The following is a 13034-nucleotide window of genomic DNA, read 5'->3' on the forward strand; positions in this document are numbered from 1 at the left end:
TGACCTAAAAGTGTGCGCCATTTTGCCTTTGAATCAATTTAGCTGATATTGAAGTCCATTTCCAGCAGTAAACCTGCATTAACGCTGATGAAAATACAGTTTGTACTTATTATTTTCTGCTAATACATTCACACTGCCAAAATAGGTAGCGATAGTGTCTGAATATGGCAAGTGTCGATTAGCCACTATTTGCCAAACACCTTTAGGCGCTAAGCTGCTTGCGCTATGTTTAACAAATTGCGTGGCGATGTCAGTCGTGCTGGTTAACCCATCATGAAATGGTGGGTTAGAGATGATGCCATTAAACTGGCCATTGATTTGATTAAATCCATCAGACGGATACACATTCGCCTGCATATTGTTTGCCGCAAGAGTGAGCCGGCAAGACTCGAGTGCCATGGCATTGATATCAATACATTCAATGTTTAACAGTGGATTTGCTTTGAGTAATGCCGCGCTTATCACCCCGGCACCACAGCCAAAGTCTAATACTCTACCTTGTAGAGCGTCGGGCAAATGCGACAGTAATAACTCGGTGCCTTGATCAAGTCGTTTTTCACTAAATACCCCCACAAGATTGCAAATTTGCAGTTGCCCTTGCGGCGTATCAAGGGCGTATTGGCTAACCCAATCAGTCATTGAGAGTGGCGGTGACATTTGGGTTAAATAACAGGTGTAGAGCAAGCAATGACGCGCATTATCTTGCTTTATTGGGGTGGAGAAGTATTCAGGGGTTAATTTAGCGATAGATTTAATTCCCCCTTTGTTTTCGCCCACAATCACCAATAAACCGTCTATGGCTAAGTGTTGAGCTGCGAGTTGCAACAAGTAACCCATTAATGGCTTGGCTTTAGGAAAATAGATAATAACGCTATCGTACTTTTCTGTTGTTAGGGCATCAGGGAGTTGATGGCCAAAATAACATTCTAGTGTACTGTTGGCGTAAGGTAACAGTGTTTGGTGGTGGTTAAAATCGAATGCTAATGCGGTGACATGGCTTGCAGACTCTAGGCATTGGCTCGCAAAAGTATCAGCTTCATAATTGAGTATTAATACTTTATGTTGCTGAAATAGTTCACTGTTGCGGATTAATGCTTGAGACGGATTTGTTAGCACTTGAATTACTCATGGTAAAGATTAAATGATTAACAGCCCTTTGCTTGTGTAGCAAAAGGCCGTTTCGAACGATTATGGTTTCGCTGCTGACTCGGGTAGCAAACTAAACACTTTATTGGCAATGTCGATATTGTCTTGGTGGCCACCAAAAAGTCTTGCGCCAGGGCCTGCCGAAAATACTTGTACGTCAACGGCGGTATGCCCGCCGCTTGTCCAGCCTGTGTTTGAACGCACATCGATTAACTTACGCAATGCAATTGTCAGAGGTTCGTTGCCTTGCATGCGTGCATTTTCTAGGGCGGTGTATTCAGTGTCCGAAGGTGTAAAACCAATCAAGGTGGCAATAACGGCTTGCCATTGTTCATCGGCGATAGCACGAGTCGCAATATCATCTGGGCTAGCTTGAACGTTATGCAGCACAGCTGGATTCCATTCGTATTTGTCATTTGCCCCGACAGATAGGCCACCGGTATTATGGTCGGCTGTAATAACCACTAGTGTGTCTTTATTTTCACGCACAAACTGCTCAACCACTTCGATTGCCGCGGCAAACTCGTCCATTTCACCCATTGCGGTTGCAATGTCGTTACTGTGGCCAGCCCAATCAATTAAGCTGCCTTCAACTAATAACACAAACCCTTGTTGGTTTTGTGATAACAAGTCGATGGCTTTTTGGGTCATTTTACTGAGTTTATGGCCCTGTTTGTCGTTAATCGCCCAAGGTAATTGCACATCTGCAAATAATCCTAACACTTTGGGTGATGTTACAGCGTCGAGTTGTGAAAACTCGTTCAGATGTTGGTAACCTTTGGCAGTGAATTGCGCTAATAATGAGGGTGGAAAATACTGTTGGCCACCGCCTAAAATCACGTCAGCGTCTGTGTCCAGGTAGGCTTGTGCTATGTCGATGTAGTTACTGCGACTTTCGTTATGAGCCAAAAATGCAGCCGGCGTTGCGTGGTTAACTTGTGAGGTCACCGCCACGCCAGTAGCTAAGCCAAGGGTTTTGGCTTTTTCCATTAACGTCGTAAGTGGACGTTTTTCAACATCGACGCTAATCGCCCCATTGTAGCTTTTAAAACCGGTTGCCAATGCAGTTGCCGAGGCAGCTGAGTCGGTAACGTAACCACTGACAGAGGCAGGGTAGGTGCTCGACATGCCCACGAGCAGGCGATCAAACACGGTCTGTTCGATCTCTTCTGTTTCTGGGTTATCGTTATAATAACGATAAGCTGTGGTGTAAGCAGGGCCCATACCATCACCAATCATGATGATGATGTTTTTAGGTCTAGAGGGTCCTGCTGTTGGTACGTTGCTATTTGCTGATCCCGAAACCGCCACAGGACTTATCATTTCATCGTTAGCCATTACGTTTGGCGCACAAAGGTAAGGTATTAACAATAAGCAGCTTATTGAGCGTTTACATGTCGCTAAAAAATCCATGATGAGTCCTAATGGGTTAAGAGTTAATACGCGCTTCAATGGCATCCATTAACATGCCAGTAATATCGACATCAAAGGCGGCTTCAATTTCTTTTATGCACGTTGGGCTGGTCACGTTAATTTCTGTGAGTTTGTCGCCAATGACGTCTAAACCAACAAAAATTAGGCCGCGTTTTTTCAGTTCAGGCCCAATTGCGCGGGCAATTTTCCAGTCGCTTTCAGATAACGGTTGTGCAACACCACTGCCGCCTGCCGCTAAGTTACCACGGGTTTCGCCTTTCATCGGAATGCGGGCTAACGCGAATGGTACTGGCTCGCCGTCAACCACTAAAATGCGTTTGTCGCCTTGAGTGATTTCTGGAATAAAGGCTTGCGCCATGGCGTATTGCTGACCATAACTGGTTAAGGTTTCAATAATAACCCCAACGTTAGGATCGTCTTTTTTCACGCGGAAAATAGACGTGCCACCCATGCCGTCTAATGGCTTAAGGATAATGTCTTGCTTGAGCTGATGAAACGCACGGATACGTTTAGCATCGCGGGTGACGATGGTTTCTGGGGTGAATTCAGAAAACCATGCCGTGAACAGTTTTTCGTTTGCGTCGCGTAAACTTTGTGGCTTGTTAACGATTAATACGCCTTCTTCTTCTGCGCGCTCTAGCATATAAGTAGCGTAGATAAATTCGGTATCAAACGGTGGGTCTTTACGCATTAACACCACATCAAGGTCAGCGAGTGGTGTGTCTACCGCGTCACCTAAAGTAAACCAGTCATTTGCATCTTGCTTAACCGATAATGGACGCATGTTTGCCATGGCTTTGCCATTGACCATCGCCAAATCGTGCATTTCCATATAAAACAATTGATAACCACGTGACTGTGCGGCTAACAACATCGCAAAACTTGAGTCTTTTTTGATGTTAATGTCGCTGATTGGGTCCATTACAATGCCGAGCTTAATCATGGATATTTCCTTACTATATGGGGGAGATAATATCGACTGAGTACTAGCCAATATCGCCAAATTTAACTTGTAGTGCGGTAATTGCAGTTAGTGATGCCGTTTCGGTGCGAAGCACTCTCGGGCCAAGCAAAATATCAGTAAAATGATGAGTTTCTGTCATGGCGATTTCTTCATCTGACAATCCACCTTCAGGACCAATTAAGAGTCTGACTTTGTGATTATCAGCATTTAATTGCAAGCCATTTATACCGTGAGATGCTCTAGGATGTAAATTGAGTTTTACCGCACTGGTTTGTTCTTCACACCATTGAGCTAATGTCATCGCCGGGCGCACAATAGGTACCACACTTCGGCCAGACTGTTCACAGGCACTGATGACAATTTTTTGCCACTGTTGCAGCTTTTTATCTAAACGCTCACCGTTGAGTTTGACCCCACAGCGATCTGAAAATAGCGGTGTAATCGTGGTCACGCCAAGCTCTACCGATTTTTGCACGGTAAATTCCATGCGATCGCCGCGAGAAATCACTTGGCCTAAATGCAAATCAAGTGGTGACTCACTATTATTTGCCTCACTACTTAAGACCGTAACAGTAATCGATTTCTTACTGACATCAGTAATTTCAGCTAAATAGTCATTACCGTCGCCGTTAAATAAACTGATGTTATCACCATTTTCCATGCGTAATACACGACCAATATGAGCGACACCGTCATCATCTAATTGAACGGTTTGCCCTTGTTGTAGATTGTCTATGGACTGGTAAATGCGTGGAACTCTCATCAGTGGCGACCTTATATAATTAGTGACTCAAATAATAGCTGGGTATTCAATTAACGGATCAAGCCGTTATTTTGGCATTGTTTGAATACAAAATCATTATGATTACCTTGGCGATCAGCGATTAAGCTATCACGTTGGCATTCTGTTGCCGAAACTGGCTGCATTTTGTCCCATGCGTTAAACAGTTTTTTCTGACTGCTACTGATTTGCAAACCATAGGTTTGCTGCATGTAAAGATAAGTGCGTGCAATTGGGCCGCGTGCACGTGCTGGTGGTTGTACTTTACGACCTTTAAAGTCGACAATCATGGCACATTGGCCATATTGATCGGGTTTTCCATTCCAATCACTGAAACGATAATTACTGCGATCGCCGTTTACTTCACCGATGGCTGGCACAAGGTTGTGTAAATCGGCTTCCATTTTTTTAAATTGTTCATTGTTTTTGCCGCAATTTTTACGACCACCATCTTGCCAGCATTGTAGCTGGTGGCCAAACTCCCATGCAGGGACCACATGTTCCCATTCAATTCGGTTTGCGCGGATGATTTGTTTGCGAACTTGATAGCCACAGCTAGGGTGGTCGGCTTGCCAAAGCTTGCCACTAATGGCGATGTCGCAGCCGCAATAAAAGGTACTGAGAGGCAGTTGTTGATAGATTTTTTTGGCAATTGTTTTAGCTTGTCTAAAGCTACTAGGATGTTCAGCGGCATTGACAGTTGTTGAAAAAATGCCGCATAAAAGCGACACCCCGAAAAACCAAGAGTGATAATAAGATAAGCGCAAAATAAACCCTAAAAAGTAAACTAAAAATACAATGTTTGCGGAGTTAATCCGTCATTTTGCGCAGATGGTAAGGCATAGGCTGCCATGACGCAATTGATAATATTTTATGGGGTTATGACGCTAAGTTGTGTCAGATAGGTTGAAGGGTTTGCTTGCAGCGACGACAGCGATACTGTGTTTGACCACGGACCACTCGATTATGGCGTCTTATAGATAATGTGGTGTTGCCACAACCACAAAAATAGTCAAACTGCTGCCCATTCACAGATTGGACATTCAATTGATGGGTGGTTTTTGGTGCCACTCTAAAGGTGGCCGTCATTATGCTTTGCCATTCTTTGCCATGGGGTTTTACTCGGCCAAAAAGTTGATAACACAATAAGTGGCTTATTTCGTGCGGCACGACTTCGCTTAAAAAAATCTGTGGGTTTTCTGCTAATAACACAGGGTTAAAGCGCAATCGGTTTGTTTGTAAGTGGGCGGTACCCGCACTTTTTCCGCGTAAGGTAAATTGCACGATAGGGCGTGGAAATACTCGATTAAAGTGATGTTCAGCATGTTGATAATCGCTTTCAACCTTGGCTAATATTTGCAACTGTAAAGCAGACTTAGCATGGCTAGCTGTTAAGTCTGCGTTACGCTGATTTGAGGCCATATTGGCGCTCGCCGATGCGCTTGCTTTATCCAGAGTGGTTCGAGCTAGTAATGCAAGATTAAATATATTTTTAAGCATGTTCTCATTTCTAAGCTTGAGCTGTTTTTGATTCCAGCGACCAAGCTGTCATTCATTAGCCATTAGCCATTAGCGGTTATTGTTATAAAGACGTTGCCGCTGCAGCGATCATTGCTTTGATTTGCTCAACAATGTCTGCTTCAACTTGAGCATCATAGCCCTTAACTCGTGGAGTATGAATGTGACCCACAGGCAAGTTCAAGTTAAATTGATCACGCAATAAAATACTGCGGTACGAGATTTCATTCGACAAATATCCACCGCCAGAACCTTCTACCGAAATTTCATTTTGTAATTCTGTTAATGATTTTGCTGAAAATTGACCTCGAGACATCGTTCTAATTTGGTGATTATCGTTCACTGACCAGTGGCCTTTAACTGCCTGCATTAGTTCAACCGGCAATGAAAATTGCACAAATTCTGGGCCATTTAATTTACCATCGTTTGAAGTGCCGCCATTAAAAAGTGGCGCTTTAGGATTACGATGACTGGCGCCAGTTAACACGTTTAGATTATCGGGGGCATCAGCACTACGGTTACGCCCAGGAAAACGTTCAATGTCAAAATTGTCGCGGCCCATACTAATGGTAAATAACATATCTAAACTATTGTTACGATAAAACGGGGTCAGTAATGATTCAATGATCCCGTTGTCAAAATCGCCGAATCTAACGGGGATCATCACTGTTTCAATTTGTGCCATTTTGCCATTAACGTTAAAACGATAACCGTCTAAGGCCAGTGCCGCTAACCCTGATGGATTACTTTGACCAATATTGCGGTCTAGAAAAAACGGATCGAACCCCGTAACCAAAATATTAATGTGAGTATTAGGATCGAATTCTATATCACTAAATCCACGCGATGACTTTTCAACCGCGTTCACTAGTATTTCGCGCTGCCAATCAGCAATATTAAACCCAGCCCTATCTTGCTTAAGCGTGTTGCGCATACCTAAGCGGCTCCAGTATAAAGAGCGATCGTCATTATTGCCTGATTGCACGTCGCGCACAGCTTGCTGCCATAATCGATGGCCTTGTTGAGCGGCCATTTCTGTGACAGATAGCTCGTCGTTTGCTTGCTGTAATTTGACCTCAAGGGTCTCGTTAATGGCTTGGTAGCGGTTGACCACTTGCGGCAAAGTTTGACCGGCTTTTGATACCCGCATCTCTTCAATGTTTTTTGGCAGTTGGCCAGCAATGGCGCTATGAGATAAAGTGAGAAATGCCACTGAACTTAACATGAGCAAAGCGTTGCGATTAATCATCACGGTTCCTTAAGGACGAGCGTGCCCTTATTTGGGTTGTGTTTAACGATATAAAGTCAAAAACGATGTCTAATTGACAGTTATAGCACAGATATAATGTTGATTTAATAGTGCAGAAGAGACAAACGCTGATTATATGAACCTTTTAAGTTGCTGACTTAAATTGCATAAGTTTTTTGGCCGTTAAACGTTATAGCCACTCTATTGTTAAGGCTTGTCGATGCTATATAGACGAATGAATAAAACTTATCCCATCATCATTATCCCATCATCGAGTGCAACGATTCTTGGCTGGTATAACGTTTAGTGAAAAAGTCTAAAAAGGCACTAATGTTACTGGCGAGCTGGCGTCGACTTGAATATACCCCGTAGACTTTAAATGATTCCATTGGCCAGTCTTGCAAAATAGGCACTAGGCTGCCAGAGGCTAACTCTTGCTTGCAGCTGGTGTTCGATAACATCGCAATGCCATAATCATCGAGTGCTAATCGCTTTACCATACTGGCGCTGTTTACCCGCACTTTTCGTTTAAATGTGGCCATCATTTTTCGGTTGCCTTTGCCAAGTGGCCAAATGGGAGCTGATAATGTCGTGCCAAGTAATATGCCATTATGTTGGGCAAGTTCTTGCGGCGTAGCCGGGCTGTTATGTTTTTTAATATAGCCAGGACTGGCAACAAGAATGGGTTGGCGTTCAAACAATAATCTGGCAACTAAATCGGATGACTGTAATGGACCATATTTAATCGCAATGTCATAACCTTCACCCACTAAACCGACATCGCTATCGGTAAACTGAATATCGAGTTTAATGTTGGGATAAAGTCGCATAAAGCTTGAGCATAAATGACCAATAACATCTTGTGAAAATGACACCGGAATAGCAATGCGTAATGACCCTGAAATATCATTATGAGTATTCTCAATAATCGCTTTGGCAGCTTCAATCTCGTGACTAATGGAATCACAATGCTGAAAAAACAGTGCGCCAACTTGAGTCAGGCTTAAATTTCGGGTGTCACGTTGTAATAAACGCACCCCAAGTTGCTCCTCTAATTGGGCAACTTTACGACTTATTGTTGATTTAGGTTGTCCGATGTCTCGTGCTGCTTGGGAGAAACCTTTGGCTCTTACCACCGCTGCAAACAGCATCATACCGTTCAAATCGGGCATTTTAGTCTCACTGTCTCATTTATGGAACAAAGCGTCCAAGGTAGTTTATATGGTAATTTACCTACTAACAAAGTTATATTTACGAGCTATAAAAAATTTCAGAGGCTATATAAGCAGAGGATCTAAGGATGACCAGCAAAAAGCAGCCCGCTAACAAGACTCAAGCACTATCGGCTGACCCACTTTTCTTACAAGCTGAACACTTGGCTAAAGATTTTTCATTATTTCCTGCTCATAACAAGCAGAGTTTATCTGAAGAAGTGAAAGGACTATTAAATGAAGACGCGATTCAAGCTAATTTAAAAAGCTTAGCGTCTTTAGATGTTGACGGTTATGTGACGAAAGTCATCCAACCAACACTGGATAAAAACCGCCCTGGGGCAAAGCGGATGATCGCTGACTTAAAAGGCAAAATTATTGCTGAAAGTCATGCAGGTCCGTTTTACCGTGCAGAAGTGGAACTTAATTTTGGTACTCGTACTCGCCGAATCGGTTTTATCGCTCAAGAGCGTACAACTGCCAATGGCGCGTGGATGCCTGAACATCACCTAGCAGCGTGTAAAGCGATTCGTCACTTTGCCCAGTTGTCGATGCCTATCGTGTACTTAATTGATACACCGGGTGCGGATGCGGGTGAAGTCGCTAACAGTCAAAACCAGGCGCATTCGATTTCTAAAGCGATTGCCGAAAGTACTAATGTCGATGTCCCTACTGTCGGTATTGTGATTGGTGCGGGTTATTCTGGTGGTGCGATTCCATTAGCCGCCGCTAACATCTTATTGTCGGTTCGCGATGGTATTTTCAACACTATTCAGCCGCAAGGCTTACAAAGCATTGCGCGTAAATACAACTTGTCGTGGCAAGAGTGTGCTAAGTCTGTGGGTGTATCGCCAGAAGAGTTATATACCTCTGGTTGTATTGACGGCATTGTTGACTTTTCTCCGTCTGATAAAGACGAGCGCCAGCATAATTTACGCCGCGCCATTATTAGCTCAATTGAAGCGGTTGAACGTGCAGCAATCAATTTTGTGCGCGACTCTAGCGATTTAAAAGAGCATTACGACCGTAGCTTACAGCGTTTCTTGACGCCGTCTAAAAATCTACTGACGTTAGAAAATAATACCGGTTTGTCGGTTGCAAGTGACCCGACCATGTACCACAACATTTTTGGTAGTGCATATCGTTATTTGCGTTACCTGACGTTGCGCAGTCGTATTCAATCGATTTCTCAAGATCAGTATGGTCGTTTATCGAAAGTAAGCGTGCCAGAAGGCGACTTGTTAGCGCGTATTAAGCAAGAGCAAGAGCGCGTATTCCAAGCCTGGTTAACCAACCCTGATAAACTGGTTTACGACGAAGAGCTTAATAAGCTTTGGTCTACTTTTAGTACCAAACGTGGTGAGATCTCAACTGAACGTAACATGATTACGCGCTTTATTTTGGGTGAACCAAAAGAGAACTACAAAAAAGCACGTAAAGCATTGTTATTTAACATCGGTTGGTCTTTATATCACCGCTGGAAGAGCAATGCCGCCAATAACTTTAATGGTTTAATTAAGCATTTAGAGTCTTTACCAAAGTCGGCTACTCAAGCGCCATGGCCTGAGCTAAATCAACTGACGGTACTGGACATCGTGGTTAATGATGAGCTGCGTGAAGACTTTATTTGGCAATGTCATAACGTGCTTATTTTTAACGCGTTATATGACAACGTAGTGGGTAGCTTAGCGTCGATTTCTAAAGAAGCGATGATGTCTAAAAGTTTGTCACGCGAATCTGTAGATAAGCTGTTACATAAGTCTATCGACAATGCGCTATCAACTAACGACAAGGCCAATGATAAGAACAAGTTCTATAAGTGGCTTAAATACTTTATGGACCAATCTAACCGTGCAGAATTATTAACACGGGTAGAGCAGTGGAAGAGCGTCGGTTTCCCACAGTTAAACGATTCATTATTCGTTATTTTGACTTACTTTTTTGAACGCTTATTGCCTGAGTATTTCGACAGTGAAGAAGATCACGACAAATACACCGGCACAATTAACCCTGTGCGTATTGGTCGTCGTAAGGATTTCTGGAACCGCTTAACCATGGGTTACCAAGACTTACTGATCCAAAAAGTGCTTCGCGAAGAGAAAAAACAAGGCAAGATGGCCTGGGAAAATGTCATCAAACAGTTCTTTACTAAGTTTGATGAAGTTGATGCCGACAAAATGTCAGCTAACTTGCTTAACTTCCCTGGTTTCCGTTTATCGATTGAAGATGCGATTGATAAAAATATCCGCCCTTGCGGTCTGATTACCGGTTTAGCTGACTTTAATAACAACGGCACTAAATTACGTGTAGGTGTTGCTGTATCAAATACGGCATTCCAAGCGGGTGCATTTGATATGGCCAGTGCTGAGAAGTTCAGCGCGCTATTAATCGAATGTGCTAAGCGTAAATTACCGGTAATTTGTTTTATCAGTTCTGGCGGTATGCAGACTAAAGAAGGTGCTGCGGCGCTATTCTCAATGGCTGTGGTTAACGACCGTATTACGCGTTTTATTCGTGATAATGAGTTGCCAGTATTAATGTTTGGTTTTGGCGACTGTACCGGTGGCGCACAGGCGAGTTTTGTGACTCACCCATTAGTGCAAACCTATTACTTGTCTGGTACGAACATGCCGTTTGCAGGTCAAATGGTTGTGCCGGCTTATTTACCGTCAACAGCAACGCTATCTAACTACTTGTCTAAAGTACCCGGTGCGATGACTGGATTGGTACATAACCCATTCTGCGAAACATTAGATGCACAGTTATCAGGTATTGATCCGTTAATGCCTTTGCCAACGGCTAAAATTGAAGAAGTGATCAGTAAAGCCTTATCTTCACTTGTGCCAGAAGTGGCTGAAGTAGAAGAAGAGATTGTGCAAGACGATCCGCGTGCCTTGATGAAGCCTATCACTAAAGTCTTGGTGCATGCGCGTGGTTGTACTGCGGTGAAACTAATCCGAAAAGCACACGATAACAATATTAATGTGGTGTTAGTTGCGTCAGATCCTGACATGACTTCTGTGCCAGCAGATATGCTGAAAGAAAACGATAAACTGGTTTGTATTGGTGGTAACACATCAGACGAAAGTTACCTTAATGCTTATTCAGTATTAAAAGTCGCTGAGTATGAAGATGTAGACGCATTGCATCCAGGTATTGGTTTCTTATCAGAAAGCCCGCAGTTTGCTGCTTTATGTGTGAATAACGGCGTAAACTTTGTTGGCCCTAGCGTGCATTCAATGACGACAATGGGTAACAAGTCTAATGCTATTCATACATCGCAAGCACACAATGTACCGGTTGTTCCTGGTAGTCACGGTATTTTGAGCAATGCAGAGCAAGCGGTAAACGTGGCGTCTGAAATTGGTTATCCTGTGCTGCTTAAAGCGGTACAAGGTGGTGGCGGTAAAGGTATTCAGGTTGTTAAACGCTCTGAAGACATGATTGGCTTATTCCAAAAAACCGCAACCGAAGCCGCAGCAGCATTTGGTAATGGCGACTTGTATTTAGAGAAATACGTTACCTCATTGCGCCACATTGAAGTGCAGTTATTGCGTGACAAGTTTGGTAACACCAAAGTGTTGGGTATTCGTGATTGTTCAGTACAGCGTAACAACCAGAAAGTGATTGAAGAATCAGGTTCTACAATGTTACCTGAAGAGCTGAAACAACGCGTGATGGAATACACTCGTGCGTTAGGTGATGCGACTGATTACATGGGCGCAGGTACTGTTGAGTTTATTTATAACCTTGACGCAAATGAAGTGTACTTCATGGAAATGAACACACGTCTGCAGGTTGAGCATCCAGTAACAGAAGCCACCTCTGGTATCGATATTGTGAGTGCACAGTTTGATATCGCAGCCGGTCGTTCAATTGAGAAGCTAGAGCCTGTTGATCAAGGTTATGCTATGGAAGTGCGTGTCACAGCAGAAAAAGCGGCGTTAGATAGCCACGGTATTCTGCAGTTGATCCCTAACCCAGGTAAAATCACTGAGTGCGTTATTCCACAACGTGACGACGTAGAAATTATCTCGATTGCTGAAGCTGGTAAAGAGGTGTCGCCATATTACGACAGCTTAATTGCCCAAATCATTATTCGTGGTAAAGATCGCGCCGATGTCGTGACTAAAATGTACGCTTACTTAGACAGTGTAGTCATTAAAGGTATTGCGACTAACATACCGTTGTTGAAGTTGATCCTTAAAGATCCTACTTTCAACGAAGGCGTATATGACACTAACTACTTGCCACGTTTAATGGCTGAGTTAGACATTCCAGCATTGATTGCTGAAATGGAAGCCGCCGCTGAAGCCATGCCAGTTGATACTGAGTCTTTACGTGTTGGCGAAAGTAATGAGCTTAAAGTCTTGGCACAAGGTGCTGGTATTTTCTATACCTCTCCAGCGCCAGGTGAAGCTGATTTTGTTAAAGAAGGTGACATTGTCACGGTTGAGCAAAATTTAGCGCTAATGGAAGCGATGAAGATGTTCTCTCAGGTCACGTTAGCCGGCTTTAACCGTCAAACAGGTGTGCTGTATCCTGAAGATCAAAAATACCGTATTGAGCGTATTCTCAATAGCAACGGTCAACAAGTCTCGCAAGGGGACTTATTGTTTGTGATATCGCCTGTAGAGGCATAAATCAAACGTTTGAACGTTGAATAACTAACATACCCGCCACTTGGCGGGTATTTTTTTGTCATGCTTTTATTTGTTTATACTACACTTC

The 13034-nt window shown here is 43.4% G+C and carries 9 protein-coding genes; 1 reads left to right on the forward strand and 8 read right to left on the reverse strand.

Annotation, left to right across the window (positions count from 1 at the left end; translation table 11 throughout):
* Nucleotides 1-78: 78 nt before the first annotated feature.
* The 8 genes from ACROAE_RS14360 to ACROAE_RS14395 form a co-directional block, all read right to left on the reverse strand.
* A complete protein-coding gene (locus ACROAE_RS14360) occupies nucleotides 79-1116 on the reverse strand; it encodes a methyltransferase (RefSeq protein ID WP_432402905.1) in 1038 nt (345 codons plus the stop codon).
* A gap of 72 nt (nucleotides 1117-1188) precedes the next feature.
* On the reverse strand, nucleotides 1189-2469 hold the full coding sequence (locus ACROAE_RS14365; RefSeq protein WP_432403039.1) for an alkaline phosphatase: 1281 nt from the start codon (nucleotides 2467-2469) through the stop codon (nucleotides 1189-1191).
* 106 nt (nucleotides 2470-2575) lie between these two features.
* Nucleotides 2576-3523 carry a glutathione synthase gene (gene gshB, locus ACROAE_RS14370; RefSeq protein ID WP_432402907.1) on the reverse strand — a complete coding sequence of 316 codons (948 nt, stop codon included), beginning with the start codon at nucleotides 3521-3523 and terminating at the stop codon, nucleotides 2576-2578.
* Nucleotides 3524-3566: 43 nt separating this feature from the next.
* Nucleotides 3567-4307: a 16S rRNA (uracil(1498)-N(3))-methyltransferase gene (gene rsmE / locus ACROAE_RS14375; protein ID WP_432402909.1), complete on the reverse strand. Its 741-nt coding sequence runs from the start codon at nucleotides 4305-4307 to the stop codon at nucleotides 3567-3569.
* A gap of 50 nt (nucleotides 4308-4357) precedes the next feature.
* Nucleotides 4358-5056 carry an endonuclease gene (locus tag ACROAE_RS14380; protein ID WP_432402911.1) on the reverse strand — a complete coding sequence of 233 codons (699 nt, stop codon included), beginning with the start codon at nucleotides 5054-5056 and terminating at the stop codon, nucleotides 4358-4360.
* Nucleotides 5057-5222: 166 nt separating this feature from the next.
* Nucleotides 5223-5747 (reverse strand): SprT family zinc-dependent metalloprotease, encoded by a 525-nt coding sequence (locus ACROAE_RS14385; RefSeq protein WP_432403041.1) that lies wholly within the window; start codon nucleotides 5745-5747, stop codon nucleotides 5223-5225.
* Nucleotides 5748-5907: 160 nt separating this feature from the next.
* Nucleotides 5908-7092, reverse strand: coding sequence for a hypothetical protein (locus ACROAE_RS14390; RefSeq protein WP_432402913.1), 1185 nt, complete (start codon nucleotides 7090-7092; stop codon nucleotides 5908-5910).
* Nucleotides 7093-7352: 260 nt separating this feature from the next.
* Entirely contained in the window at nucleotides 7353-8264 is a 912-nt protein-coding gene (locus tag ACROAE_RS14395; RefSeq protein WP_432402915.1) for a LysR family transcriptional regulator, read from the reverse strand.
* Nucleotides 8265-8392: 128 nt separating this feature from the next.
* Here ACROAE_RS14395 and ACROAE_RS14400 point away from each other — a divergent pair, with 128 nt between their 5' ends.
* Nucleotides 8393-12946 (forward strand): biotin carboxylase N-terminal domain-containing protein, encoded by a 4554-nt coding sequence (locus ACROAE_RS14400; protein ID WP_432402917.1) that lies wholly within the window; start codon nucleotides 8393-8395, stop codon nucleotides 12944-12946.
* The last annotated feature ends 88 nt before the right edge of the window (nucleotides 12947-13034 follow it).

Origin of the sequence: Shewanella sp. MF05960 (genome assembly GCF_050849305.1) — a bacterium.
Taxonomy (GTDB): Bacteria; Pseudomonadota; Gammaproteobacteria; order Enterobacterales; family Shewanellaceae; genus Shewanella.

Coding starts and splice junctions, on each gene's coding strand:
- ACROAE_RS14365 (WP_432403039.1), bottom strand. CDS start 2,469: ATGATAAGTCCTGTGGCGGTTTCGGGATCAGCAAATAGCAACGTACCA.
- gshB (WP_432402907.1), bottom strand. CDS start 3,523: ATGATTAAGCTCGGCATTGTAATGGACCCAATCAGCGACATTAACATC.
- rsmE (WP_432402909.1), bottom strand. CDS start 4,307: ATGAGAGTTCCACGCATTTACCAGTCCATAGACAATCTACAACAAGGG.
- ACROAE_RS14385 (WP_432403041.1), bottom strand. CDS start 5,747: ATGGCCTCAAATCAGCGTAACGCAGACTTAACAGCTAGCCATGCTAAG.
- ACROAE_RS14390 (WP_432402913.1), bottom strand. CDS start 7,092: ATGATTAATCGCAACGCTTTGCTCATGTTAAGTTCAGTGGCATTTCTC.
- ACROAE_RS14395 (WP_432402915.1), bottom strand. CDS start 8,264: ATGCCCGATTTGAACGGTATGATGCTGTTTGCAGCGGTGGTAAGAGCC.
- ACROAE_RS14400 (WP_432402917.1), top strand. CDS start 8,393: ATGACCAGCAAAAAGCAGCCCGCTAACAAGACTCAAGCACTATCGGCT.